Source organism: Pseudomonas sp. Pse35, from assembly GCF_024519715.1.
In the GTDB taxonomy this organism is placed as follows: domain Bacteria; phylum Pseudomonadota; class Gammaproteobacteria; order Pseudomonadales; family Pseudomonadaceae; genus Aquipseudomonas; species Aquipseudomonas paracarnis.
This window is the reverse complement of record NZ_JALJRP010000005.1, coordinates 169061-195552: the sequence shown is the minus strand read 5'-3', so window position 1 is coordinate 195552 and position 26492 is coordinate 169061. Positions and strand designations below refer to the sequence as shown.

Annotated in this window: 24 protein-coding genes and 1 pseudogene; 5 read left to right on the top strand and 20 right to left on the bottom strand. The window is 62.2% G+C overall.

The window, feature by feature from the left end; genetic code table 11:
- Positions 1-22 precede the first annotated feature (22 nt).
- Positions 23-1906, top strand: coding sequence for a DEAD/DEAH box helicase (locus tag OC445_RS06645; protein WP_054897559.1), 1884 nt, complete (start codon positions 23-25; stop codon positions 1904-1906).
- Positions 1907-2048: 142 nt separating this feature from the next.
- On the opposite strand, the gene OC445_RS06640 is transcribed toward OC445_RS06645, so the two are convergent.
- Complete coding sequence (locus OC445_RS06640) at positions 2049-2648, bottom strand: YceI family protein (protein ID WP_014720298.1); 600 nt, start codon at positions 2646-2648, stop codon at positions 2049-2051.
- A 32-nt stretch (positions 2649-2680) separates the two neighbouring features.
- The gene (locus OC445_RS06635) at positions 2681-3232 is read right to left on the bottom strand and encodes a cytochrome b (protein ID WP_014720299.1); all 552 of its coding nucleotides are present in this window, start codon (positions 3230-3232) and stop codon (positions 2681-2683) included.
- Between the two features lie 272 nt (positions 3233-3504).
- Here OC445_RS06635 and OC445_RS06630 point away from each other — a divergent pair, with 272 nt between their 5' ends.
- Complete coding sequence (locus OC445_RS06630; RefSeq protein WP_034128920.1) at positions 3505-4911, top strand: adenosylmethionine--8-amino-7-oxononanoate transaminase; 1407 nt, start codon at positions 3505-3507, stop codon at positions 4909-4911.
- Positions 4912-5048: 137 nt separating this feature from the next.
- Positions 5049-5768 (top strand): 16S rRNA (uracil(1498)-N(3))-methyltransferase, encoded by a 720-nt coding sequence (locus tag OC445_RS06625; protein WP_054897560.1) that lies wholly within the window; start codon positions 5049-5051, stop codon positions 5766-5768.
- 135 nt (positions 5769-5903) lie between these two features.
- Here the strand turns inward: OC445_RS06625 and OC445_RS06620 are convergent, their stop codons facing one another.
- The 3 genes from OC445_RS06620 to OC445_RS06610 are packed head-to-tail and all read right to left on the bottom strand — an operon-like array spanning position 5904 to position 8434.
- Positions 5904-6806 carry a transporter substrate-binding domain-containing protein gene (locus OC445_RS06620; protein ID WP_089041465.1) on the bottom strand — a complete coding sequence of 301 codons (903 nt, stop codon included), beginning with the start codon at positions 6804-6806 and terminating at the stop codon, positions 5904-5906.
- 25 nt (positions 6807-6831) lie between these two features.
- Positions 6832-7182 (bottom strand): RidA family protein, encoded by a 351-nt coding sequence (locus OC445_RS06615; RefSeq protein ID WP_034128923.1) that lies wholly within the window; start codon positions 7180-7182, stop codon positions 6832-6834.
- Positions 7183-7192: 10 nt separating this feature from the next.
- Complete coding sequence (locus OC445_RS06610) at positions 7193-8434, bottom strand: D-amino acid dehydrogenase (RefSeq protein WP_054922343.1); 1242 nt, start codon at positions 8432-8434, stop codon at positions 7193-7195.
- 107 nt (positions 8435-8541) lie between these two features.
- On the opposite strand from OC445_RS06610, the gene OC445_RS06605 reads away from it, so the two are divergent.
- The gene (locus OC445_RS06605; protein ID WP_034128925.1) at positions 8542-9444 is read left to right on the top strand and encodes a LysR family transcriptional regulator; all 903 of its coding nucleotides are present in this window, start codon (positions 8542-8544) and stop codon (positions 9442-9444) included.
- A gap of 31 nt (positions 9445-9475) precedes the next feature.
- Here OC445_RS06605 and trhA read toward each other — a convergent pair whose 3' ends face one another.
- Positions 9476-10093 (bottom strand): PAQR family membrane homeostasis protein TrhA, encoded by a 618-nt coding sequence (trhA, locus tag OC445_RS06600; RefSeq protein ID WP_003195019.1) that lies wholly within the window; start codon positions 10091-10093, stop codon positions 9476-9478.
- A gap of 145 nt (positions 10094-10238) precedes the next feature.
- Between trhA and OC445_RS06595 the strand changes: the two genes are divergently transcribed.
- On the top strand, positions 10239-11153 hold the full coding sequence (locus OC445_RS06595; protein ID WP_014720307.1) for a LysR substrate-binding domain-containing protein: 915 nt from the start codon (positions 10239-10241) through the stop codon (positions 11151-11153).
- A 124-nt stretch (positions 11154-11277) separates the two neighbouring features.
- Here the strand turns inward: OC445_RS06595 and madM are convergent, their stop codons facing one another.
- The 14 genes and pseudogenes from madM to OC445_RS06525 form a co-directional block, all read right to left on the bottom strand.
- A complete protein-coding gene (madM, locus tag OC445_RS06590; protein WP_032897715.1) occupies positions 11278-12042 on the bottom strand; it encodes a malonate transporter subunit MadM in 765 nt (254 codons plus the stop codon).
- A 5-nt stretch (positions 12043-12047) separates the two neighbouring features.
- Positions 12048-12440 (bottom strand): malonate transporter subunit MadL, encoded by a 393-nt coding sequence (gene madL / locus OC445_RS06585; protein ID WP_057976496.1) that lies wholly within the window; start codon positions 12438-12440, stop codon positions 12048-12050.
- 67 nt (positions 12441-12507) lie between these two features.
- Positions 12508-13407 carry a malonate decarboxylase subunit epsilon gene (gene mdcH / locus OC445_RS06580; protein ID WP_198790988.1) on the bottom strand — a complete coding sequence of 300 codons (900 nt, stop codon included), beginning with the start codon at positions 13405-13407 and terminating at the stop codon, positions 12508-12510.
- Positions 13404-14000, bottom strand: coding sequence for a malonate decarboxylase holo-ACP synthase (locus OC445_RS06575; RefSeq protein ID WP_198790987.1), 597 nt, complete (start codon positions 13998-14000; stop codon positions 13404-13406). The genes mdcH and OC445_RS06575 overlap by 4 nt, the downstream gene beginning before the upstream one ends.
- Positions 13994-14764, bottom strand: a complete 771-nt coding sequence (gene mdcE, locus OC445_RS06570) for a biotin-independent malonate decarboxylase subunit gamma (protein WP_054916897.1) — start codon at positions 14762-14764, stop codon at positions 13994-13996. Before mdcE ends, OC445_RS06575 begins: the two co-directional genes overlap by 7 nt.
- Positions 14761-15603 (bottom strand): biotin-independent malonate decarboxylase subunit beta, encoded by an 843-nt coding sequence (locus OC445_RS06565; protein WP_198790986.1) that lies wholly within the window; start codon positions 15601-15603, stop codon positions 14761-14763. Before OC445_RS06565 ends, mdcE begins: the two co-directional genes overlap by 4 nt.
- Positions 15596-15895, bottom strand: coding sequence for a malonate decarboxylase subunit delta (locus OC445_RS06560; protein ID WP_054897567.1), 300 nt, complete (start codon positions 15893-15895; stop codon positions 15596-15598). The genes OC445_RS06565 and OC445_RS06560 overlap by 8 nt, the downstream gene beginning before the upstream one ends.
- A complete protein-coding gene (locus tag OC445_RS06555) occupies positions 15895-16728 on the bottom strand; it encodes a triphosphoribosyl-dephospho-CoA synthase (protein WP_054897568.1) in 834 nt (277 codons plus the stop codon). Before OC445_RS06555 ends, OC445_RS06560 begins: the two co-directional genes overlap by 1 nt.
- The gene (gene mdcA, locus OC445_RS06550; RefSeq protein WP_034128931.1) at positions 16729-18399 is read right to left on the bottom strand and encodes a malonate decarboxylase subunit alpha; all 1671 of its coding nucleotides are present in this window, start codon (positions 18397-18399) and stop codon (positions 16729-16731) included.
- A 248-nt stretch (positions 18400-18647) separates the two neighbouring features.
- Positions 18648-18884 (bottom strand): annotated as a pseudogene (locus OC445_RS06545) (DUF6124 family protein); the annotation flags it as partial.
- Positions 18885-19084: 200 nt separating this feature from the next.
- Complete coding sequence (locus OC445_RS06540; protein WP_054897569.1) at positions 19085-19504, bottom strand: hypothetical protein; 420 nt, start codon at positions 19502-19504, stop codon at positions 19085-19087.
- Complete coding sequence (locus OC445_RS06535; RefSeq protein WP_044269533.1) at positions 19482-19865, bottom strand: polymorphic toxin type 44 domain-containing protein; 384 nt, start codon at positions 19863-19865, stop codon at positions 19482-19484. Before OC445_RS06535 ends, OC445_RS06540 begins: the two co-directional genes overlap by 23 nt.
- Before the next feature lie 288 nt (positions 19866-20153).
- Positions 20154-20609, bottom strand: coding sequence for a chemotaxis protein CheW (locus OC445_RS06530; RefSeq protein ID WP_003195048.1), 456 nt, complete (start codon positions 20607-20609; stop codon positions 20154-20156).
- Positions 20602-26421: an Hpt domain-containing protein gene (locus OC445_RS06525; RefSeq protein ID WP_198790985.1), complete on the bottom strand. Its 5820-nt coding sequence runs from the start codon at positions 26419-26421 to the stop codon at positions 20602-20604. The genes OC445_RS06530 and OC445_RS06525 overlap by 8 nt, the downstream gene beginning before the upstream one ends.
- Positions 26422-26492: the final 71 nt, after the last annotated feature.

Genomic DNA, 26492 nt, shown 5'->3' with positions numbered 1-26492 from the left:
CCTAACTAAAACAGGATTACTCATGTCCTTTGCTTCCCTCGGTCTCTCCGAGGCTTTAGTCCGCGCCATCGAGGCAGCGGGCTATACCGAGCCTACTCCGGTGCAACAGCGGGCCATTCCCGCCGTGTTGCAAGGTCGCGACCTGATGGTCGCGGCTCAGACAGGTACTGGTAAAACCGGCGGTTTCGCCCTCCCGATCCTGGAGCGGTTGTTTCCCAACGGTCACCCGGACAAATCCCAACGTCACGGCCCGCGCCAACCGCGTGTACTGGTCCTGACCCCAACCCGCGAACTCGCCGCTCAGGTGCACGACAGCTTCAAGCTGTATGCCCGCGACTTGAAGTTCGTCAGCGCCTGCATCTTCGGCGGCGTCGGCATGAACCCTCAGGTTCAGGCCATGTCCCGTGGCGTCGATGTACTGGTGGCCTGCCCGGGTCGCTTGCTCGACCTGTGCGGCCAAGGCAGCGTCGATTTGTCCCACGTGGAAATCCTCGTGCTGGACGAAGCCGACCGCATGCTCGACATGGGCTTTGTCCATGACGTGAAAAAGGTCCTCGCCCGCCTGCCGGCCAAACGTCAGAACCTGCTGTTCTCGGCAACGTTCTCCAACGACATCACCGCCCTGGCCGGCAAGCTGCTGCACAACCCGGAGCGCATCGAAGTCACGCCGCCCAACACCACGGTCGAGCGTATCGAGCAACGCGTGTTCCGCCTTGCCGCCAGCCACAAGCGCTCGCTGCTGGCGCACCTGATCACCCAGGGTGCCTGGGAACAGGTGCTGGTGTTCACCCGCACCAAGCACGGCGCCAACCGCCTGGCCGAGTACCTGGACAAGCACGGCCTCACCGCCGTCGCCATCCACGGCAACAAGAGCCAGAACGCGCGCACCAAAGCCCTGGCCGACTTCAAGGCCGGCAGCGTGCGTATCCTGGTGGCCACCGATATCGCCGCACGCGGCCTGGATATCGACCAGTTACCACACGTGGTCAACTTCGAGCTGCCAAACGTCGATGAAGACTATGTGCACCGTATCGGCCGTACGGGCCGTGCCGGTCGTTCGGGCGAGGCCATTTCGCTGGTCGCGCCGGACGAAGAAAAACTGCTGAAAAGCATCGAGCGCATGACCAAGCAGAAAATCGCCGATGGCGACCTGATGGGCTTCGATGCCAGCGCCGTGGAGGCCGAGAAGCCAGAAGCGCGCGAGCGTCCGGATGTGCGCAACCCGCGCAACCCACGTGGTCCGAAGGGCGATGGCCCGAACGGCGGCGGTGGTGGCGGTGGTCGTCGCGACAAAGGCAAGGACAAGGGCAAGGAAAAATCCGCGACCAGCAGCCGTGGCGAACGCCCGGCCCGTGAGCAGAAGCCCCGTGAAGGCACCCCGGCCCGCGAACAGCGCCAGCCGAGCCAGCCGCCACGCGCCGCGGCCGACCGCGCCCCGGACGAGTTCCTTGACGACGATATCGATAACTTCGGTAACCGCGTCGACTACGTGCCCCAGGCCAAACCGGCCCAGGGCCGTGGCCGTCGCCCAGGGGCTCCTGCCCAGGGCGCAGGCGCTCCACGTAGCGGCCAGCCACAGGGCGGTCGCCAGAACGCCCCGCGCAACAGCAGCGGCGGCACCACCGGTACCCCGCCTGCCAAGCGCAGCGGCCCGCGCAATGGCGCACCGCGTGACGGCCAGGCCCGTCGCGAAGATTCACGCAGCAACAACCGCCGCCCTGCCCGTGACGATCAGCCTCGCTCGTCCGAGCCTGCAGTACAAAACCCACGGGGTGGCCCGGCGCCGAAGATCATCCACAAGGAGTCGAAAGCGGATCGCTTCCCGACACCTGAGCAGTTGGATCAACTGCCAGGCCGCCCTCGTGGTGAGAAACCAGCGCTGCTGACTCGCAACCGCGAAGCATAAAAAAAACCCGTATCGTGAGATACGGGTTTTTTTTGCCTGTAGGAGCTAGCTCGCGAAGGTCGTCAACGATAACGCGGGCATCCTGGTTTAACGCGGTGTCCTTGCGGCCTTCGCGAGCAAGCTCGCTCCTACATACGAAGCATTACTTCGCTTTCACACCTTCAAACGTGATGTACAACTGCACGTTGTCAGACTGTGGACCTACGTCCATGCCGTCTTTGTTGAATTCCTTGCGGCTGATGTTGGTGGTGCCTTCGAAGCCGGCACGGTAGCCGCCCCATGGATCCTTGCCTTCGCCCAGGAACGTGGCTTTGACCAGGATCGGCTTGGTCACGCCGTGGAAGGTCAGGTCCCCGGTCACATCAGCAGTCAGCTTGCCATCAGCATTTTTGCCAGTTGGCTTGACGCTGGTGGAAACGAACTTGGCATCAGGGAATTTGCCCGACTCCAGGAAGTCCTTGCTGTTGACGTGCTTGTCGCGCTCGGCGTGGTTGGAGAACACGCTGGCAGTACGCACGTTGACTTCAATCTTGGCGTCTTCGGGCTTGGCGGCGTCAAAGCTGAACTTGCCATCCAGGTCCTTGAAGGTACCGGTGATGTAGCTGTAACCCAGGTGGCTGATTTTGAAATCGACGAAGGCGTGCTGGCCTTCCTTGTCGATCACGTAGTCAGCGGCCATCGCCGAACCTGCGGACAGCAGGGCAGAACCGATTGCCAGCGCAGCGAGTGTTTTTTTCAACATGCTTTCTATTCCTTGTGAGTCGAGGTTGAACATCAGGCTTTGCGTCCCAGCATTCGCGCAAGGGTCGCATCACGATCGATAAAATGGTGTTTCAGTGCCGCCACACCGTGCAAGCCGGCGAAAACCACCAGCACCCAGGCCAGGTACAGATGCACCCAACCGGCGGTATCTGCCTGGTCCGGTAGACCGGAAACCACGGCAGGAATTTCAAACAGGCCAAACACCGGGATACCGACACCGTCTGCGGTGGAAATCAGGTAACCGGCAATCATCACGGCAAACAGCCCGACATAAAGGAACGCGTGCCCAAACGCGGCGCCGATCCGCGTCATGCGGCTATAGCTGGCCAGTGGTGGCGGCGGCGGGCTGACCAGGCGCCAGACGATCCGCACCAGCATGATGGCGAACAGCGTGATGCCAATGCTCTTGTGCAAGTCGGGCGCATCTTTGCGCCAGGCGCTGTAGTAATCGAGTCCGACCATCCACAAGCCCAGGGCAAATAAACCGAACACCACCAGGGCTACGCCCCAGTGCAGAACCATGCTGACCCAACCATAGCGGGCCGGCGAATTACGTAGCTGCATGTACTTAATCCCGTAAGAACTGTGCCCAAGACTAGCGCTTTACCTATCGAATTAAAGCGGAAAATTTTGCTTTGAAATATCGAAAAATACGATAACGAGGCTAGGCATCATAAATTAACAAGGGATTAAGACTATCCCTGGGAAACGTGACAGACCGTCCTGCATTTACCGCGAATTTCCCCACAATGGCTTGTGACCCAAGCCACCATTGCATAGGCTTGCGCGATTGTTTCGCCTGCGCCCGCCGCAGGACCGCTTCGAGGAGATCACCGATGGGCTTGAATAACCAGTGGATGCAACGCGACCTCGCGGTGCTGTGGCATCCCTGCACCCAGATGAAAGACCACCAGCAATTGCCCCTGGTGCCCATCAAGCGCGGTGAAGGCGTATGGCTGGAAGACTTCGAAGGCAAGCGCTACCTCGATGCCGTCAGTTCCTGGTGGGTCAACGTATTCGGCCACGCCAACCCGCGGATCAACCAGCGTATCAAGGATCAGGTCGATCAGCTGGAGCACGTGATCCTCGCCGGTTTCAGCCATCAACCGGTGATCGAGCTGTCCGAACGCCTGGTCGCGATGACGCCCGAAGGGCTGACCCGCTGCTTCTACGCCGATAACGGTTCGTCCTGCATCGAAGTGGCGCTGAAGATGAGCTTCCACTACTGGCTCAACCGCGGCCAGCCGAACAAAAAGCGCTTCGTCACCCTCACCAACAGCTACCACGGCGAAACCATCGCCGCGATGTCGGTGGGCGACGTGCCGCTGTTTACCGAGACCTACAAGGCGTTGCTGCTCGACACTATCAAGGTGCCGAGCCCGGACTGCTACCTGCGCCCCGAAGGCATGAGCTGGGAAGAACACTCGCGCAACATGTTCCTGGCGATGGAGCAGACCCTGGCCGAGCATCACGACACCGTCGCTGCCGTGATCGTCGAGCCGCTGATCCAGGGTGCCGGTGGCATGCGCATGTACCACCCCGTGTACCTCAAGCTGCTGCGCGAAGCCTGCGACCGCTATGGCGTGCACTTGATCCACGACGAGATCGCCGTGGGCTTTGGCCGCACCGGCAGCATGTTCGCCTGTGAACAGGCCGGCATCCGCCCGGACTTCCTGTGCCTGTCCAAGGCGCTCACCGGCGGTTACCTGCCACTGGCCGCCGTGGTCACCACCGAAGAGGTCTACAGCGCCTTCTACGACGACTACCCGACCCTGCGTGCCTTCCTGCACTCCCACAGCTACACAGGCAACCCGCTGGCCTGTGCGGCAGCGTTGGCGACGCTGGATATCTTTGAAGAAGACAACGTCATCGAAAACAACAAGGCCCTGGCCCAGCGCATGGCGACCGCCACCGCGCACTTGGTCGACCATCCTCACGTGTCCGAAGTGCGCCAGACCGGCATGGTGCTGGCCATCGAGATGGTGCAGGACAAAGCCACCAAGGCCGCCTACCCGTGGCAGGAGCGCCGTGGCCTGAAGGTCTTCGAGCACGCGCTGGAGCGCGGGGCGCTGTTGCGGCCACTGGGCAGCGTGGTGTATTTCCTGCCGCCGTATGTGATTACCCCGGAGCAGATCGACTTTCTGGCCGAGGTGGCCAGCGAGGGGATAGATATCGCCACCAACAGCAAGGTCAGTGTGGCGGTGCCCAAAGATTTTCACCCGGGCTTCCGTGATCCGGGTTGATTGCCGAAATCCTTGTAGGAGCGAGCTTGCTCGCGAAGGCATTCCAGGCGCACCGCTGCGTCGGATGTACATTTTTCGCGAGCAAGAACTAGGCGTCCCCCTCGCTCCTACATAAACAACCTCTTCAGAGAACAGACATGAGACTGTCCCGCTTTTTCACCGACACCCCGCTGAGTCTCGGTGACCACGAACTGCCCGAAGCCCAGGCGCATTACATCAGCCGTGTGCTGCGCATGAGTGAAGGCGATGCCGTGCAATTGTTCGACGGCTCCGGCCAGGAGTTTCGTGGCACCTTGCTGGAAGTCGGTAAAAAACGCGTCACCGTGCAACTCACGGATAGCTTTGCCGGCCAGGCCGAATCGCCCCTGCATATTCACCTCGGCCAGGGCCTGTCCCGGGGCGAGCGCATGGATTGGGCGATCCAGAAGGCCACTGAACTGGGCGTCAATGCCATCACACCGATCTTCAGCGAGCGCTGCGAAGTGCGCCTCAAAGACGAACGCGCCGACAAGCGCTTGCTGCACTGGCGCCAGGTGGCAATCAGTGCGTGTGAGCAATGTGGGCGTTCGACGGTGCCGGTGATTCATCCCCCGCTCTTGCTGGCAGACTGGCTCAAGCAAACCGAGGCGGATTTGAAGCTGGTGCTGCACCCGGTGGCAGAACCGATGATCAGCCACGCCAAGCCATCGAGCCTGGCGTTCTTGATCGGCCCCGAGGGTGGGCTCACCGACAATGAAGTCGAGACCGCCCAGGGCGCCGGCTACCACGCCGCTCGCCTCGGCCCGCGGGTGTTGCGTACCGAGACCGCGCCCGTCGTCGCACTATCCGTCGCCCAACAACTCTGGGGCGACTTCTGACCTCACCCTGTAAACCCAATCAACTGTGGGAGCTGGCTTGCCTGCGATAGCGGTCTGTCAGTTGTAAATTAACTGCCTGAACCACCGCTATCGCAGGCAAGCCAGCTCCTACAGTTTTATCGGGTCACCCCAGGCTTACTCCACTGGGTCACTCACCGGCTTGGCGATGATCGCTTTCAACTCGCTGGTCATCGGGAACTCCAGGTTCAAGCCCTTGGGCGGAATCGGCTGCTCGAACCAGCGCTGGTAAATCCCGTTGATCTCTCCCGAGCGGTACAGATCGCCCAGGGTTTCGTTGACCACAGCCAGAAACTGCGGGTCATCCTTGCGCACCATGCAGCTATAGATCTCCCGCGACTGCTCCTCGCCGACGACCACCCAGTGATGCGGGTCCTTGGCCTTGGCGCGCTCGCCGTAGAGCAACGCGTCGTCCATATAGAACGCTACGGCCCGGCCAGTCTCGAGCATCTTGAACGCTTCGCCATGGTCCTTGGCGCTGATCACGAACATATTGGCTTTGTGTTCAGCGTTATAACTTTTGAGAAAGCGCTCATTGGTGGTGCCGGCAGTGGTCACCACATTCTTGCCCGCAAGGTCGGCAAAGCCTTTGATCCCACTGTCCTTGGCCGTGAGCAACTGGCCCTTTACATAGATAAACCCGTAGGAGAATGCCACCTGCTTCTGGCGCTCAGCCGTCACGCCGGTGGAGCCGCACTCCAGGTCGACAGTGCCGTTCTGCACCAGCGGGATGCGGGTTTGGGACGTCACCAGGTTGTACTTCACCTTGAGGTCGCCCACTGCGGTTTTCTGCTGAATACGCTCGACAATCCTGTTTGCCAGGTCCACCGAGTAGCCCATCGGTTTACCACTGTTATCCCCCACATAGGAAAACGGCACCGACGCATCGCGGTAGCCAAGGGTGATGGACTTGGCGCTGGCGATCTTGCTCAAAGTGCCCTCCAGTGGCGCTTCGGTTGCATGGGCCTGTGCGCTCAACAAAAGCCCCAGCGCGCAGCCGGTCAACAGGATTGTTTTCATTGTTATTCTCCGTGGGTCTTTGAGGTTATTTACGGACTGCAATCACGCTGATTTCCACCAGCACACTCGGCCGCGCCAGCTCTGCTTGCAAGGTAGTGCGCGTGGGCGCCATGCCTGGCGAGAGCCATGCGGACCAGACTTCATTCATCGGCGTAAAACCGGCAGCGATGTCCTTCAGGTAGATCGTCGCGTTGAGCAAGTGGTCCTTATCGCTGCCCGCCTCGGCCAACAGCGTGTCGATTCTGGCAAGCACTTCCCGGGTCTGGGTAGCCACATCCAGGCCGTCGCCCGGCACCTGGCCCGAAAGGAACACCAGTTCCTTGAACGTCACGGCACCGCTGAGTCGTTCGTTGCTGTTGATTCGGGTAATGGTCACGGCTGCATCCTCAAGCGGCGCGGGGCGTCAGGCCCTGCATATCAATGGAAGGGGTGCGCTGGTCGATCAATTCGGCCAGCAATTGGCCGCTGCCGCAGGCCAGGGTAAAGCCAAGCGCGCCGTGGCCTAGGTTCAGCCACAGGTTGCGATAGCGACTGGCGCCAATCAGCGGCACGCCCGTTGGCGTGGCCGGGCGCATGCCAGCCCATTCGAGCGCGTGTACGTAGTCAGCTGCATGGGGAAATGTCTCTACTGCCTGGCGCTTTATCAACGCCAGGCGCGAAGGCTCAAGGCCGGCATCGAATCCCACAATATCCACCATGGCCGCGACCCGTAGTTGCTCGCCGAGGCGCGCGTAGACGATCTTGCGGTCGTAGTCGGTGATGCTCACATTCGGCGCCTTGTGTTGCGGGCCAATCGGTGCGCTCAAGCTGTAGCCCTTGAGCGGGTATAAGGGCAGTGACAGCCCCGGCAGTGCCAACTCAGCGCTGCGATAACCGGCCGCCAGGACCAGTTGCTCGACTGGCATCACCTCATCACCCAGTTCGATGGCCTGCACCGCACCGCCAGCATGGCGCAGCCCGGTGACCTTGCGCCCGAGCAAGAACCTGCAACGCCCCGACGCCTCAAGCCGGGCCGCCAATTGCCGGCAAAAAGCGTGACAATCCCCCACTTCCTCGTTCGGCGTGTAGATGCCGCCGACAAAGCCACCGGCCGCCAGTGCGGGCTCCAGGCGAGCGCACTCAACAGACGACAACACCTGTTGCTGCAGGAAATTTGTGACCTTGGCGCGGGCATGTTCGAAGGTGCTGGTACTGCGAAACATCACCAGCTTGCCGTTGCGCCGCCAGTCGAAGCCGCCCAGGCGATCATCCTCGCGCCACTGCTGTAACGTGCCCTGACTCAGGGTAGCCAAGCGCAGAAGATGGGCACCGTTACGCGTGTTGACCGAACCTCGGCAAGCGCCGATAAAGGCCGCCATCCAGCGCCATTGCTGTGGGTCGAGGCGGGGTCGCAACTTCAAGGGCGAGTCGCCCCGCAGCAACCACCCGATTGCCTGCAAGGGCACGCCCGCGTCGGCCAGTGGCGCAACATAGCGATAGGACAGTTGCCCACCGTTGGCAAAACTGGTTTCGCTGCCCAAGGTGCCACGGGCATCGATCAGCGTGACCTCATGGCCAGCCCGCACCAACGCATAAGCGCTGGCCAAGCCGATAACCCCACCGCCGATGATGCAAACCTGCCTGGCCATCCCAGCCCCCAACCGTTGATTAAGAGCGCTCAGCGTAGAGCCAGGTGACAGGTCACCGACAATGAATAAAGATGGCTCACCTATAAACAAAGGTTATGGGACTCGCCATGCGCTTGCGTCATATCGAAATCTTCCAGGCCATCCGTCAGACCGGCTCCATCAGTGCCGCCGCGCAGTTGCTGCACGTCTCGCAACCGGCGGTGACCAAAGTGCTGCAGCACGCCGAGCTGCAGTTGGGCTTTGCGTTATTCCTGCGGGTACGGGGTAAATTGCAACCCACCCCGGAAGCCCTGGCGCTGGAACGCGAAGTCGAGAAAGTCAGCGCAAGCCTGCAAGGCGTGCGGCGCCTGGCGAAAAGTTTGCGCCGCGAACCGGGACAAAGCATTCGCATCGGCGCAATCCCGGCGCTGGCGCTGGCGCTGCTACCGCCGGCGGTCCTGGAATGGAAGCGCGATTACCCGGACATTGCCTGTGAACTGTCCAGTGACCATAGCCACGAGCTGGTGCAAAAGCTGTTGATGCGCGAGATCGACCTGGCGCTGACGCTCAACTTTTCCGGGCATCCGGGGCTTACCACTCAAGTATTGGCCAACGGGGTGTTGGTGGCATTGGCGTCCAAAGGCTATTGGCCCGATGCCGAACGGCATCAGCCCCTGCCGTTGGCCGAACTGGCCGGCGCGCCCTTGATCGGCCTCTCCAGCGCTGACCCGCTGGCCGCCAAGCTGGAGAGTTATCTGGAAAGCGTCGACCCGCCACCACGCGTGACGATCTCGGTGCAGACCTATTCACTGGCCCGCGCGATGGTCGAATCCGGCGCGGGCCTGACCGTGATCGATCCGTTCACAGCATTGGGTGCTTCAACGGCCACCACCCATATCCGAACGCTCACCCCGCCGCTGCCGATCACCCTCTACGCGCTGACCCGTGCCAACGAACCTCCACCGCATATGCTGGCCAAGTTGCTAGAGATTTTTGGTCGCCGCGCCCAGGTGCTACTGGAACGCCTTTAAGTGTGGGAGCCGGGCTTGCCCCCTCCCACAATCAGAGCACGTAATGCATGATCGCCACGAAATGCAGCAGGCTGCCGCCAATCACAAACAAATGCCAGATGCCGTGGGAATGGCGCAAGCGATCCTCCAGGGCAAAAAAGATAATGCCTACGGTGTACAGCACCCCACCGGACGCCAACCAGATAAACCCTGCCGTACCCAACGCCGCCATCAGCGGCTTGACCGCTACCAGTACGATCCAGCCCATCACGGCGTAGATCACGATGGACAAAATCCGCGCCTCCGAACGCGGCTTGATCTCCTGCAGGATGCCGATCACCGCCAGCCCCCACACAATCCCGAACAACGTCCAGCCCCACGGCCCGCGCAGGGTCACCAGGCAGAATGGCGTATAACTGCCGGCTATCAACAGGTAAATGGAAAAGTGATCGACCTTCTGCATGATCGCTTTTCGCCGGCCTCGCACGCTGTGGTACACCGTCGACGCGCTGTAAAGCACCATCAGGGTAAAGCCATAAATCGCCACGCTGACGATCTTCCAGGGGCTGCCGTCCAGGCTCGCCACTACCAACATCCACACGGCGCCAATACAGGCCGCGACTGCACCGAGCAAATGGCTCCAGGCGTTGAATCGTTCCCCGTGGTACATCTGTCACTGACCTCCCGTAACCCTCAAGAACAGGCGGACAAGCGTCCAGCCTTGCGCATCAGAGTGCAAGCGGCACGTGACGTTCCGGCGACGACAGCCGCGTTTACGGGCACAATCGAGTGCAATCGAACAAGAGCCCAAGGCCATGCTGATCGACGAAGAATTCACCCTCAAGAAGCTGGAGATCTTCCTGGCGTTCATGCGCACCGGCAACCTGGCCCGCGCGGCCGCCGAGCTGCAAACCAGCAATGTCAGCGTGCACCGCGCCATTCACTCCCTGGAAAGTGCCCTGCGCTGCCCGCTGTTCAAACACGAGGGGCGCAACCTCACTCCGCTGGAAAGCGCCTACGTGCTCGAAGAGCGTGCGCAGAAACTGGTGGCCGACGTGGTCGACAGCGTGCGCCTGACCCGCGAAGCCGCTGGGTTCTCGGCCGAACGTTTCAAGCTCGGCTCGCTGTATTCGCTGACGGTCAAGACCGTGCCACAGTTGATCATGGGCCTGAAAATCCGGCGCAGCGAACTGAATATCGACCTGATCCTGGGCTCCAACTTCGACCTGCTCTATAAGCTCAAGAACATGGAAGTGGACGCGATCCTCATCTCCCTCGACGAACACGCCCACGACCCCGACTGCGAGCAGATCGCGCTGTTCAGCGATGACATCTTCCTCGCCACCCCGGCCGATTCGCCCCTGGACCGCGATCAGGAAATCGACCTGGCCGACGTGCGCGATGCCACCTTCATCACCCTCACCCAGGGCTTCGCCACGCATCAGGACGGCAACCGGGTGTTCCATCAGGCCGGGTTCGAGCCGAAGGTGGCGATGCAGGTGAACGATATCTTCACCTTGCTGAGCATGGTCAGTTCAGGGGTGGGTTATGCGCTGCTGCCAGGACGTATCGCAGCGGTGTATGAGAACCGCGTGAAGCTGATACCGTTGCAGCCCAGGTATCGCTTGCAACAGCAGATCGGTGTGGTGTTCCTGAAAGCCAAGGAGCGCGATCCGAACTTGCTGGCGTTGTTGGCGGAGTGTCGGATGTACGCCAATCGTCAAAGCTGAGGACGATCGCTCCCACGCTCTGCGTGGGAGCGCAGCTTAGGAAGCTCCGCGTCCGCTTTTTGACCGTGACGCAGAGCGTCACAAGAGGCGTTCCCACGCGGAGCGTGGGAACGATCATCCCCTATCAGCCCACCAACCCACGCATCAGCAAAAACAACAACGACGGCCCCAACAAACACCCCAGCGCCGTATAGAACGCCGCCGTCAAACACCCATAAGGCACCAGCTTCGGATCAGTCGCCGCCAGGCCGCCCGCCACACCGCTGGAGGTGCCCATCAAGCCACCGAAGATCACCGCGCTGCGTGGGTTGTTCAGCCCGATCAGCGGCGCCACGAACGGCGTCATCACCATTACCAGAATGGCCTTGATCAACCCCGCGGCAATGGACAGCGCCATCACCTCGGAGCTGGCCCCAATCGCCGCGCCGGTCACCGGGCCGACGATATAGGTCACGGCCCCGGCGCCGATGGTGGTGAGGCTCACCGCATCGGTGTACCCGAACGCCATCGCCACCCCTACCCCGGCAACGAACGACGAGCCCACGCCGACAAACAGCGCCAGCACCCCCACGAAGCCGGCGCGTTTGAGCTCATCGACACTCACGCCAAAGGCCGTGGCGACAATGGCAAAGTCGCGCAGCATCGCACCGCCCAGCAGGCCGATGCCCGACAACAGTGGAATATCCACCACGCCCTTGGAACCACCCGTAAACGCACCGCCCACATACGACAGCGCCAACCCCAGCAAAATGGCAATGGCCGAACCATGCAGGCGGCCCTTGGTGAAGGTATCGGAGATCCAATAAGACACCCACATGGTCAGGCCGATTACGGCGAAACCACTGATCAAGCCGTAGCCGGTGATCACTTTCATCATCGATTCGTACATGGCGATCACCCCGCTTCTTTAGTGGGAGCAACCGCAACCGGCTCGCGGTTACCGATACGCACCAGCACGGGCACCAGGGCAAAGCCAAGCACCACGGCGAGGGTCCCGGCCAGAATCGCCATAGGCCCACCGCTGATCGCGCCATACACGTTTTGCTGGGCAGCCATCGCCACCACAATCGGGATATAGATCGCAGCCCAGAAACTCACGCCTTGCTCTGACTTGCCGGTAAACAGGCCGCGTTTGCTCAGGTAGCTGCCCAGGCCGATCAACAGCAGCATGGCGATACCCACGCCGCCGACGTTGGCCGGGATACCCAGCAGCTTGCCCAGCAGCTCACCCACAAACAGCCCTGCCAACGTGCAGAACGCCAAAAAAGCCACACCGTAGATAATCATGGTTGTTGTCCTCAAAGTGCTCGTTCGAAATTGTTGTTTTTGTGCTTCGAAAGCCTTGGGTACTGCGTTATCGGTGGCGGCGTTCCTCCTCTTGCAGCAGGGCCTGCAAGGTGTCCAGGCGGGCGCCTTCGCAGGCGATCACCGTGCCTTGTTCAAAAACACGGCGTGACAGACCGGTGAGCACCGCGCCCGGAGGCAGCTCGATTTGCAGGCGCACACCGCGCTCGTAGGCGCTCTGCACCGTGCCGCGCCAATCGACAACGCGGCACATATTGAAGGCCAGGTCGTCACGCAGTTGTTCGGGGTTGTGGATAGGTCGCGCGCGGGTGCTGCTCAGGTAAGTGATGCGCGGCGCCTTGAGTGGGACGAAGGCTTGGAACAGAGCCTGGGCGGGTTGCTCCAGCAACGGGCAGTGAGACGGCACGCTGACGGCCAGGCGCTTGGCGAAACCGTTGCCTTTGATGCGTTCGGCAACTCGCTTCATCGCCTCGTTGCTGCCGGCGATGACGGTCTGGTTGTCGGCATTGATATTGGCCAGGTACACCGGCGTTTGCGGGCTGTGGATATCCGCCAGCAAGGCCTCGACGCTGGAAAGATCAGGGCCGATCAGCGCCGTCATGCCATAGCCCTGTGGATAAGCCTGCTGCATCAGTTCGCCCCGCAGGCTGACCAGTTTTATCGCATCAGCGAAGTCCAGGGCCCCGGCCATCACCGCGGCTGGGTAGGCGCCGATGGACAGGCCCGCTACATAATCCGGCGTGCACTCTAATCGCCGGGCATGGGCCACGCCGGCGATCACCAGGCACAGTTGCACAGCCCGCGTCGATTCCAGAGCCTGCGCCGAGTCGAGCCGACGAACGTCTTCACCCAGGGCATCACTGGCCTCTTGCACAATGGCGGCCGGCAACGCCTGGAGCATGCCGCTGCGTTGGGCGCCCTGCCCCGGAAACACCAGAAGGCTACTCATGCCACGGCCTGCCAAGGGTCGAGCACAAGGTGCGCACCGCTGAAGGTCTTGAGCAGTACACGGCGTGAGGGGCCGGCCCATTCGCGCAACGCGACGGCACCGAAAGGGGTTTGCAGTTGCAGGTCGACGGCGCAGGGCGCGGTGTCCAGGATCGCCAACAGCGCTCGCGCCTCGCTACGATCCAGGGGCTTGGGCGTGCACAGGATCAAATCCAGGTCACTGTTGGCATGCAGCGCTTCAATGCCACTGGCCAATTCAAACCCGGCACTGCCGCTGACGCCCCAATCTTGCGGCGCCAGCACCGGCCGCAGTTGATCGAGGGCCCGCAGCGCCGGTAAATCCCGTGGTGAGACCGCCGCTCGCAAAGCTTGCGGCGCCACCCGCCGTTGCACCGCCGCCACGGGCATCTGGGCGGCAAAACGCTGCTCACGCAAACGCCCACGCACACCGACCGCCACATGGCCCGGCTCGGCGATGGCACGCCGCACCACTACCGGATGCCCGGCACGGATCGCGTCCCGCACCCAGGCCGGGGCATCGGCAGGCAGATGCGCCAGGGTCATGCCCCAGAGTAAGTCGTGGGCGTTCACCATTGCTCCCGCAACAGCTGGCGCACTCGGCTGGAGGCGGCTCGGTTGGTGGCGCCAAGGCGTGAGCTCAAGTCGGTACTGCCGATATCCTTGACTGCCTGCACCAGGCAATCGCTGACTCGCGCCACGTCATCCGTCGTGGGTTGTTCAATCCGGGTGACTGACAACGTCTCCCACAGCAATCCCAGGCTGGCATAGCTGTCGATGTCATAGGCCATCGGCGGCACGCTGGCGGCCAGGGTTTCCAATTCTTCGACGCTACGCAAGGTCACCCGTGCCGCCGAGGCCTTGCCCATGGCATGCACCATCACGCCAGGGTCGCGCAGGGCGATCAGGCGATTGGCCTGGTAGCCGTGGGCGAGGAACGCCCCCGACATGGCCTTGCCCACCAACAGGGCGATCACCGGGTGGCCGGCGAGCCGAGCGCGAGCGTAGCTGTCAGCGGCGGCGGCCAAGGCCTGATGAATGCCAAGGGCTTCTTCGCGACGACCATAGGCTTGGCTGGGTACGTCGACGATAGCGATGATGGGGCGCTTGTCACCCCGGGCGATGGCTTCGTCCACCGCCTTGGCCAAGCCCCAGCCTTCCAGTAGGCCGACTTCGCCATTGCGGGCGCGGGGGAAGCGGTTGTGCGGGTCGGGGACCACGGCGATGTAGCGCACCGCCTGTTCACCCAACACACCATCCGCCACTTTCAATGAGCCCGGCAAACCTTCGACCGGCGTTGCGTTGGCGCTCAACGCGTTGAACCACTGCAAGCCTCTCATGAGCGTTCTCCCTGATACAGCGCGCGAACAGTCGCCGGCTCGATTTGCGCGCTCGCGTCCAGTTCGGCCAGGCGCGCCAGGTAAAAATCAGCGCGCCGGCTGCGCGGTTGTGTGGGCACGCCCTGCTGCAGCAGTGCGCTGACAGTCTGCTGGATCTGCGCCACATCGTCGGCCACATAACGGTCGGCCAAGCCACTGTTGAAGCGCTGCTCGCCACCGGTAAGGCTCCAGATAAACGGGCGGTCGCGGGAGTCGTATTCCTCCAGGCCAGCCTCCTGCTCGATCACTTGCGGGCCATTCAAGCCCAGACGTGCTTCGCGAGTCATCACCAGGTAGCTGCACAAGCCAGCCGCGATGGACATGCCCCCAAAGCAACCGACACTGCCGGCCACCACGCCGATCACTGGCTGGTACTGGCGCAGGTCGACAATCGCCGCGTGAATGTCGGCAATGGCAGCCAAGCCCAGGTTGGCTTCCTGCAAGCGCACGCCGCCCGTTTCCAGCAGTAGCACCGCGCAGGTGGGGACGCCGTTGCGGTTGTCTTCGGCGGCCAGTTCCAAGGCGCCCGCGATTTTCGCACCGCCAACTTCACCCAGGCTGCCGCCCTGGAAATTACCTTCGATCGCGGCAATCACCACAGGCTTGGCGCCGATGCTGCCCTTGGCGATCACCACACCATCATCGGCCTGGGACACCACGCCTTGGCGGCTGAGCCACGGCGACATGACCCGCTGGAACGGGTCGATCAACTCGCGGAAGGTGCCTGCATCCAACAGCGCCTTGGCGCGCTGTCGAGCGCCAAGTTCGACAAAGCTGTGTTTAGCGAGTAAGTCAGTCATGGCCGACCTCCTCGAAACCTTGCTCCAATCGCAAGCGCACCACACCGGGCGTGGCACCGAAGTCGTGGATATCAATGTTCAGGGCCGGTGGCGTCTGCTCCTGGAAGATGCGTTCGAACAGGTGCTGCCAGCGTTGCTGCGCGCCATTGACCGAGGTTTGCACCTGGATGGTCAAGGTGCCGGGCGTGCCCGGCTCCAGCAGCACTTCCAGGTCGCCCGAGCCGACGCAACCCACCAGCGCACGGCCTTTGGGGGGCTGCCCGGCGGGGAATTCAAAGGATAAGGTTTCCATCACAACGCTCCGTCGAGGCGGTCGATAAACAGGCAGGCGGCCAACAGGTCGGCGGCGCCGCCGGGGGAGGCATTCAAGGCCAGCAGTTGCAGGTCCAGTTCATGCAGTTGGCGGCGTCCGGCCAGGTTTGCGCTGCCACCGGCGTCGAGCACAGCCTGGGCGCCCTGTTGCATGGTGGCCAGGCCTTCGGTACCGGCGCGGTAGAGCACGCAGGTGTCTGCCAGGTCCGTCATGATCGCCAGCAAAGCATCCAGCCGGGCGTTCTGCTCACCGGCGTTTTCGCGGCGGCTCTTGTGCAGTTGCGGCAGGCCGCGTTGGGTCACCGAGGGGAAGCCAAGCTGCGCCTCTTCACGGGCACCACGTGCGCCGTAGCGTTGGGCGACCTGGGCGCCATGGCTCATGGGCTGCGGGGAGAAGCGGTCGTTGAGCAGGGCCAGCTTGGCGGCGGTCAGGGTTATGGTGCGGGGCTCCAGGGCCGCCGCAGCGGTAAGCAACCCCAGGGCCCAGATCGCACCGCGATGGGTGTTCACGCCCTGGGTGGTGGCGAGCATGGCCTGCTCACCTTCCCGGCCAATACGCCCGAGCGCTTCGCGCAGGGGCAGGCCGACTTCGCCGATGTCGAGCGCGGCCTCGGCCATTTCCTTGAACATCGGCCACAGCGACAGCGCCGAGGCGTGCATCAACCCCAGGTGCAAATCGCTGTGGGCGCCGTTGCCGCGCCGGTCTACCAAGGCGGGTTTGGGCGACAAATCCGCTTCGTCGATCAGCGCATCCACGGCCATATCCGCCAGGCGATCGGCCAGGCTCAGTTCATGCTGTTTGAGCGCGCGCATTTACCAGCTCCTGAATTTGGCGGGCGGGTTGTAGAGGCCACCAGACCAGTCCACCAGGTCGGCCACGCTCTTGGCGGCCAACAACTCGCGGGTGGCGTCGGTGCGGCGAATACCCAAGTCTTCGGGCAAGGCAATCAAGCCTTCGCGGCGCATGCGCGCAGTGTCCTTGGGGTTGTGGCGCATACCGATGGCGGTCACCCCGGCGACGGCGGCGATCATCGCCTGACGTTCTTCCAGGGAGCGTGCCTTGTACAGGTAGGCGATGCCTTCTTCGGTGAGCAAATGGGTAACGTCGTCGCCGTAGATCATGATGGGCGCCAGGGGCATGCCGCTTTTGCGGGCCACTTCCACCGCGTCCAGGGTGTCGACGAAAGTGGGTTTGCCGCCTTCCTGGAAGGTCTCGACCATTTGCACCACGAGTTTTTTGCCGCGTTCAAGCAAGGCCTCAGGCGCATCGTCGTGGCGCATATCCAGCCAGGCCGGTGTGCCATGACGGCGGCCGCGTGGGTCGTGGCCCATGTTCGGCGCGCCACCGAAACCGGCGAGGCGGCCACGGGTCACGGTGCTGGAATGCCCGTCGCCATCCACTTGCAGGGTGGCGCCGATAAACAGGTCCACGGCGTATTGGCCGGCGAGTTGGCAGAACATGCGGTTGGAGCGCATCGAGCCATCGCGGCCGGTGAAGAACACATCCGGGCGTGCGGCAATATAGTTTTCCATGCCCAGTTCGGTGCCGAAGCAATGCACGCTTTCTACCCAACCGCTTTCAATCGCCGGGATCAATGTGGGGTGCGGGTTGAGGGTCCAGTTGCGGCAGATCTTGCCTTTGAGGCCGAGGGATTCGCCGTAGGTGGGCAGGATCAATTCGATGGCAGCAGTGTTGAAGCCGATGCCATGGTTGAGCGACTGCACATTGTGTTTTTCGTAGATGCCACGGATCGCCATCATCGCCATCAGCACATGCACCGGCTTGATATGGCGCGGGTCGCGGGTGAACAGCGGCTCGATGTAGAACGGCTTGTCCGCCACCACCACGAAATCGACCCAGCTTGCGGGGATGTCGACGCGGGGCAAGTCGGTGACGTCATCCACCAACTGGTTGACTTGCACGATGACGATGCCATCGCTGAAGGCGGCGGGCTCGATCAGCGCCGGGGTGTCTTCGGTGCTGGCGCCGGTGTAAATGTTACCGGCACGGTCGGCCATGAAACCAGCGGAGAGCACCACGTTGGGGATCAGATCCACCACCAGCCGCGCATAGAGCTCGATGTAGGTATGAATCGCGCCGATCTCCAGCATGCCGTCTTCCAGCAACTGGCTGATGCGCAGGGATTGGGTGCCAGCGAAAGAGAAATCCAGCTTGCGGGCAATGCCCTTTTCAAACAGGTCCAGGTGCTCGGAACGGCCCACGCTGGGCATGATCATGTGCAAATCGTGGAGCTTGGCGGGGTCGGCCTGGGCCAGGGAGCGCGAGAGGAAGTCGGCCTGCTTCTGGTTGTTGCCCTCCAGCACTACGCGGTCGCCGGGGAGGATCAAGGCTTCAAGGGCCTCGACGATCTTGTCACTGGGCAACACCGCCCCGTCTGCGTATTTTTTGACCAGCCCGAGCCGCCGCTGCTTCTCGTCGCGCCGCCGCGTCCAGCGCGAGTCGGGGGTGATGGTTGTTGTCATGGTCGCTCCACGGGGGGTTGCTGTCGTGGGGCTTACCTTAGGAGTGAAGCGTTAAGGCATCAATCAAGCTGGAGGACGAACCGTTACGCCTGGAGTAACGAAGATCAAACTGTGGGAGCTGGCTTGCCTGCGATGGCGGTAGGTCAGCTACTGAGATGTTGACTGACAGGCCGATATCGCAGGCAAGCCAGCTCCCACATGGGTCGGTGGTGTTGGCTAGATAGCGGTCCCTGATTGGGGCCGTTTGAAGAAGCTGGGGACGGGCTGACTTGCTCCAATGCGCTATCGATCAGCAACTGCCCCAACTCGGCCATTTGCTGGATCCCCAGCATGATGGCGCGCTGGGAAGTGTCCAGGTCGAAGGCCAGGTTGCAGGTGAGCGCATTGAGCGAGGACAGGGTTTCGCTGGCATTGACCAGCAGGGTTTCGTTGTCTTGGTGGGGGTTTACGGTGAAAAGGGGTGGATTGGGCGTAGGTTTGACCATGATTTACAACTCCGATATGTGATGGAGGCTGTCCTCTCTCCGCTTGCACGCGAATGAAGGTGGCAGCTGTACGCAGGTGTGCAAGACCGGGCATATCGGACCCCGGCAGACTCCGAAGAATCTCCCACGCACAGCCGCCATAACGAGTACAGCAGGCATAAAAAGCGCCCGCTTGCAGGAAAAGTCTGAGCACTAGCCCATCACAACACCATCATCACATTGACCTTCCCCAGGCCCTCCAGCGCATAGCTGTGGTACTCATACACTTCTCCCTGAATAACCAGGTGCAGGGCACCACCCTCATTATTGACTTGAACATCGGGCTCTTTTGTTTTGAGAAAAGGAGGGGCCGACACTAATGCGCTGAGTATTTCCTGATCACTTCCCAAATCCTTATGCACGTAGTACCTGTAGGAAAACCCCACCGTCGCGCCACCTTGGCCATCTCGCGCACCATAGATCGACATACCGTTGCCCAGGGAATGCTTCAACACCACTTCATCCAGGTCCGGTGTTCCGGGCGACAGGACCCAACTGCCGCCGATATAGATCAGGCAGATCACAAGCAGGCAATTACTCAGAACAGGTATGAGGGGCTTAGTGACCTTGCGAAATGGCATATTCGATACCTCTTCTTATCCAATATTGGTCCCGTGGGTCATCACCAAAAGGCTCACCGCCCCACCATGATCCAAAATCCGGACGAGTCGTTCTGGCGACGGTTTGAGCCACACCGGCGGCTCGCAGCAACACATTTTCGGGAATGCCCAGCACCGTGCCCGTGGCACCGTAATTGAAGTTACCAAAAGCTTCGTACTGACGCCCCTGCTTCTTGTAGTTCCAAGGGCCGGCCGCACGGACCTGGGAGTAAAACCAGGAATAGGCGAATGCCGAGCCGGGCTTGAGATGAATGCGCTTGCAGTTGGAGATCGCCATGTTTTCAAGAATTGAAACACCGGGCGGCATTAACGGTACGGCCATTTGCGAGTCCTTGCTGGCAGTGAGGAGTGCAGAACCTAGCGACTCCACTCCGGCCTGAAAACCCGCCTATTCCAAATTCAGAACCCGCCTACAGCAACTCCATCCTATTCACACATATCACCCAGTAATTGAGCGGTTTGTGCGGATTGATTGACCTGGAGATGAGCGCAGCTCAGTGTGGGAGCTGGCTTGCCTGCGATGGCGTTGGGTCAGTGTTTGATGCAGTGACTGAAACACAGCTATCGCAGGCAAGCCAGCTCCCACAGTAGATCTTCATAGGGCTCAGGATCAGGCCAGGCCGGACTCTACCAGCAGCGCTTCAAGGCCCATCAAGTCCGGCACCTTCGCCACCTGCTCCCCCACTTGCACTGCCGCCAGTTCCAGCGGGCACAGGGGGACGTCCACGTAGCTCAATTCGCTGTCGAGCTTGTACGAGCGGGGAATACCCTGGATCACCAGGGCAATGAACTTTAAGGTCGGTCGCCCGCCCAGTGCATTCAACACCACGATGCGTGAGCGTTCTCCCGTCATGCTGGCTTCACCGCAGGCAGCCTCAAAACTGATCAACGGAATTTGCCGATCGCGCCAGGTCACTTGCCGCAGATACCACGGCGGCGCATCGCTGGCCGGTTCGCCACGCTGGAAATCGATCAGTTCGGCCACGGCAACGTTGGGCAGCACCAAGTGGCGGTCGGCCAGGGGCAGCAGCAGGCCGGTGAGTTGGCTGGTGCGGTGTTCAAGCATGGGACTTGCTCCAGTAGGCGATGCTCTCCAGCAGCACCGACTCTTGGTACGGCTTGCCGAGGTAGTCGTTGACGCCAATGGCCATGGCGCGGTCGCGGTGTTTCTGGCCGGTGCGTGAGGTGATCATGATGATCGGCAAGCGCATCAGGCGCGGGTCATTGCGTATCTGAATGGCCACTTCGAAGCCGTCCATGCGCGGCATTTCGATGTCGAGCAGCATCAGGTCCGGGGTGTGTTCTTCCAGGATGGCGAGGGCGTCGATACCGTCCTTGGCGGTAAGCACGTTCATGCCGTTGCGCTCCAGCAGGCGGCTGGTGACTTTGCGTACGGTGACCGAGTCGTCCACCACCAGCACCAGCAGCGGGCGTTTTTTCAGTGGGTCGTTGAGGATCAGCGGCGCATCCACTGCCTGGGCCGGCAAGGCCGGTTGCCGAGCGCGGATGTGCGCCAGCAGGTCGATGATCAGCACCACATGGCCGTCGCCCAGGATGGTCGCGCCGGTCACGCCCTGCACCCCGGAGAACTGCGGCCCCAGGCCCTTGACCACGATCTCGCGGGTTCCGGCCATGGCATCCACGTGTACCGCCACGCGGCGTTCATTGCAGTGCACCAGCAGCACCGGCACCGGCTGGTACTGGCCCAGCAGTTTAGGGCGGCTGGCGGTGTGCAGCAGGTCACCGAGGTAGAACAACTCGTAGCGCTGGCCGGCGTATTCATAGTGCGGCGGGTCTTGCTGGTAGTGCCCCGCCAATTCGTGGGGCAGCACGCGCACCAAGCCTTCGATGGTGTTGAGCGGGATCGCGTATTGGTCGTCCGCGCAGTGCACCATCAGCGCACGATTGACCGACACGGTAAACGGCAGGCGAATGCGAAAATGCACGCCCATGCCCGGCGTCGAGTCGATCACCATCGAGCCGCCGAGCTGGCGCACTTCCTCATGCACCACGTCCATGCCCACGCCGCGCCCGGAAATCTGGGTGATTTTTTCGGCAGTGGAAAAGCCCGGTTGCAGGATGAACTGCAACACGTCACGGTCGCTGATCTCTTGATGGGGGGCGAGCAGGCCGCGCTTGATCGCCTTGCGTCGCACCGCTTCGAGGGGCACACCCGCGCCGTCGTCACGCATGTCGAAGACGATGTCGCCGCCTTCGTGGGTCAGGTCCAGGGTGATGCGGCCCTTCTCCGGTTTACCCGCAGCCAGCCGCACTTCGCGGGACTCCAGGCCGTGGTCGACCGCGTTGCGCAGCATATGCTCCAAGGGGGCCGCCATGCGTTCCAGCACATTGCGGTCCATCTCGCCTTCGGCATTGCCGACGATAAACTCCACGTCCTTGCCCAACTCGCCCGCCACTTGCCGCACGATGCGCTTGAGGCGTGGCAACATGCGCTCGAAAGGCACCATGCGCGTGCGCATCAGGCCTTCCTGCAATTCGGTGTTGATGCGTGCCTGTTGCTGCAGCAGGTTGTAGGCATCCTGGTTGCGACGCTCAAGGGTCTCTTTGAGATCGAGCAGGTCGGAGGCAGATTCGGACAGCGCACGGGCCAGCTGTTGCAGCTGCGAGTGGCGGTCCATTTCCAGCGGGTCGAACTCTTCGTAGCCCAGGCGTTCGGCCTCGGCTTGCTGGCGGCTCAAGAGGCGGCCCTGGGTTTCGCTGTCGAGCCGGCGCAATTGGTCGCGCATGCGCTCGATGGTGGTTTCCATCTCACTCAAGGCAATGCGCGCATCCTTGACTTGCTGCTCGATACGCCCACGGAAGATCGAAGTTTCGCCGGCCAGGTTGACCAGGTCATCGAGCAAGTCGGCAGAGATTTTCACCATGTCGGCGGCCGGGTCGGCGACCGCTTCGGCCTTGCCCGCCGGCAGCGCCACCGGTGTGACCGGCTCATCACTGGGGTGCACCAGGCTCTTGATGCGCTCGATGAGTTTATCCACCGAACCCACCGGCAATCCCTCGGCCACGGCGTCGATCATTTGCGCCAGGCGATCATGGCAACCTTGCAGCAGTGCGAACAACTCAGGGGTCGGCGCGAGCAAACCGGCGGAAAGCCCTTCGTAAAGAAACTCCAGCTCATGGGCCAGATCGCCGATCGGCCCGATCTCGACCATGCGTGCACCACCCTTGAGGGTGTGCAGGTCACGCAGCAGGGTTTCCACTTCCTGGCGATTGCCCGGCTCGTCCTGCCAGCGCAAAAGCGCGCTGCCTGAGCTGTCGAGGATATCAGCTGCTTCTTCGAGGAATATATCCAGCAATTCCGGGTCGGCACCCGAGGCTGGCGCCACCGCAGCCGGCGCTGCCGGGCTGCTGGCCTGGCGCAATTCCCGCAGCCTTTCGACCAGTTCGGCGCCGTCACTCAGGGGTTGCTGTTGTTGCAGCTCTTCCAATTGTTGAGCCAAGCGTTCGTGGCTGGCCATCAGTGCCTGGGATAGCTCGACAGAGTAGCTATAGCGGCGGTCCACCAGCCCCTCATAAACGCATTCCAGCTCGTGGGCCAAGTCGCCCACCGGGTCGATTTCGGCCATGCGCGCGCCGCCCTTGAGGGTGTGCAGATCCCGCTGCAACGAGGACAAGGGCGCAGCGCTGTCGGGCTCCAGTAACCATCGCTTGAGCGACTGGCCGGCGCTGTCGAGGATGTCTACGGCCTCCTCAAGGAAGATCTCAACAATCTCGTCGTCCATCGCGGTGGCGTGATCCAGCTGCGCAGTGGCCGCGCCCAACTCGGAGATACTCAGGGCGCGGCTGCCGTCGCTTTTGATCAGGCCTGTGGCGGACGGGTCCAAGGCTTCGTCCAGCAACGCGCGTAACGCCTGCAGCCGTGCAGGCGCGGGGCTGATTTCCTGGCCGGCGGCCAACTGGTCGAGCATGTTGATCAGCGCGTCGTGGGCCTGTTCAGCCTCTTGGAAGAACCGGGCGCTGACCGCCAGGCTGCTTTCCTCTACCGCGCCATACAGGTCGAGCAAGGCTTCGCACAACGCGTCGATAGGATGCAGGTCGGCAAGGTGCGCACCCTCGCCCAGGGTGGTCAGTTCGTCCAGCAACGCCGTGAGTTCCTGACGGTCGCCGGGGTGTTGCTGCCAGCGACGCAGCAGGCTTTCGGCGTCGAGCAGGATGTCCATGCCCTGGGCCAGGAAGTTGGTGATCAAGTGCGGGTCACGCTTGACGCGCAGGCCGGCCGTGGGGGCGTCGAGCAAGGCGGCCAGTTGATGCTCCAGCAGGTGTTGGGTGCGGCTGATCACGCTGGCCGCGCCGTGGATCGGCGCCAGGGGATTGTTGTCCAGGTCACGCACCCCGCGCTGGAACAGCCCTTGTGCCTCAAGCAACAACGCCACTTCGTCCTTGTCCAGCGGCACGCGGTGGGCCTTGTACTCACGGGTGAGGTGATCCAGCGGGCGCGCCAGTTCGGCAATGGGCAACACGCCGGCCATGTAGGCGCTGCCCTTGAGGGTGTGCAAGGCGCGTTGCAGTTCATCACTGACCTGCAGCGGCACCTGCTCGGCGGCCTGTTGCAGGAAGTGGTCGAGGCTGTCCAGATGGCCCTGGGCTTCGTTGCGAAAGATCTCCAGCAGCATTGGGTCATGGGGCTCGGTGGTCGATGTTGCAGCGCCACTGGCCAGGGCATGGGCACGGGCGGCCAAGGCGTCGACTTCATCGCGCTGGCGCTGGTCGTCGCTAGCGAAATCGGCGATCAGCTCCGGCAGCAGGGCCACGGCCTCATCCAACACCTGCCGCACCTCAGGGCCAAGGACTACACTGCGTTCCAGCACGCGATTGAGCAGGTTCTCCACGGCCCAGGCCAGCTCGGCCAGCACCAGGGCGCGCACCATGCGGCCGCTGCCCTTGAGGGTATGGAAAGCCCGGCGCATTTCGCCCTGGGCGGCTTTGTCCGCGCTGTCGGGCAGGTAGCGATGCAACACGTCGAGGACTTCATCGGTTTCTTCAAGGAAGACTTCGCGCAGTTCATCGTCAATCGGTTCTTCACCGGCCGGCGGCGGCAACAGGCTACCGGGACGCTGCAAGGCTGGAGGGTTGAGACGTGATGCAGGGCTGGCCAAGGCATCGAACTGGGATTGGTTTGGCGCAGCCTCGGTGGACAGCGCCCCCTCGGGCGCAGCCAGGGCCTGCCGCCAGGGTTTTTCCACCGGCAGGTAGCCCAATGCATTCAAGCCCTGGGTGGCCAACTCCAGCACTTTTTCCCCTGCCGCGTCAGGGTCTTGAAGCATGCGCTCGAGGTAGTACTCCAGGCTGCTGACCACCTCGGCGAAATGCGCCAGTTGTGTCGCCGAAGGGGCGGCCTCGTTGATTATCAATTGCTCGTCGACGTAATCGGTGCAACCGCGCATCAGGCTCGCCGCACGCGGCAAGGGAATCATCGCCAGGGCACCACGCACCTGGCTCAGTAGCTCGGGCAAGGACTCCAGGCGCTGACGATCCCAATCAGCCTCAATGCAGTCGATCACCAGCTCCTTGGCTTGGCGCAGGCACTGGCACGATTCACGAATCACCAACTGATGGATCTGGGTCAGGTCGGTGGTGGGCAAGCGGCTGTCTTCACGGCTTTGCGGTTCGACGGTGCCGATCATCCCGGCCAACGTCGCTTCGACATACAGCAACGCGCCGGCCACATCCATCAACACCGCGTCATTGGGTTCGCGCTGCCCCTGGACCAGGCTCAACACCACGGCGAGTTGGTCGATGATCACTTTGCGCGGCTGGCCGAAACCCAACACCGCGAGGGTATCGGCGATCTGCCGCAAGGGCGCCAGCAACGGCTCGAGGTCCTGGGTGTGCTGGCGATCACTGCGCACGAACAGATCCAGGCGTTCCTTGACCCGCACCAGTTCCTCACACAACGCCCCGAGTACCGAGCCCATGGCATTGCGATCCGGCCCGGCCAGCCGTGCACGTTCAGCATCGACCACGGCGCTGTCGGGCAAGGCTTCGTCCAAGCCGTAGCGCTCCTTCAGGCTCTGCATGCGCGGCGTCGGCCGGGTGACTTTGGCGACGTAGAACAACAGGCTCTTGAGCAACTCGTCCGGTGCCGGCTGGTTGATGCCATTGATGCCTTGAACCAGCAAGCGCTTGAGTTGCTTGTCGCTGGCCTTGAGCAGGCTGCGCAGCGCCGGACTGTTGGCGACCACGCCGGTGAGCATGCCTTCGACCAACGCCGAGGTGACCTGCCACAACGGCAGCAGCGGCGCACCCTGGCACAGCGCTTCAAGGCGTGCGAACACCCGCGCCATGTCTTCCAGGTTGCTGGGGCCGTGGTCTTCACGCAGCAATCCGGCGAGGGCTTGTTGCAGCAGGTGGCGCCATTGGCGCAACTGCTCATGCAGATCCGGCGTGGCCCGTTGGGCCAGGGCTTGCTCAGGCAACGGTTCGATCGATAGCAGTTGCGGGCTGAACAGGCTGGTTTCCGATAGCAGGCTTTCACCACGGGCGCTGCGCAGGTCGTTGAGCAGCGGTAGCACCACCAGCGGCAAGTCGCGGCGGGCACTGTGCACGCGGTCGAGGTACAGCGGCAGTTGGCCGAGGGCTTGTTGCAGCAGGCGGATACCTTCATCGCGTTGGCCAACGTGCCCGGCCTGTAGTGCCAGGGCCAGTTCCTCGATCTCTTCGGCCAGCAGCGCCGCGCCGTAGAACTCGACTATTTGCAGCGCGCCATGTACCTGGTGAATACCGGCCAGGCATTCGTTGAGAGCGTCGTCGTCATGGGTTTCAACGTACGCGTCCAGGGCCGACCGGGCCTGCTTCAGGGTTTCGGCAATATCGCCCTTGACCCATTCGAGGGCCACATAGTCGTGCCGATCAACCATAACTGCTCCGCTTAGAATTCATGAGTTGCTGGTATCTCACAAACAATGGAGATCCAATGGGGGAGCTGGCT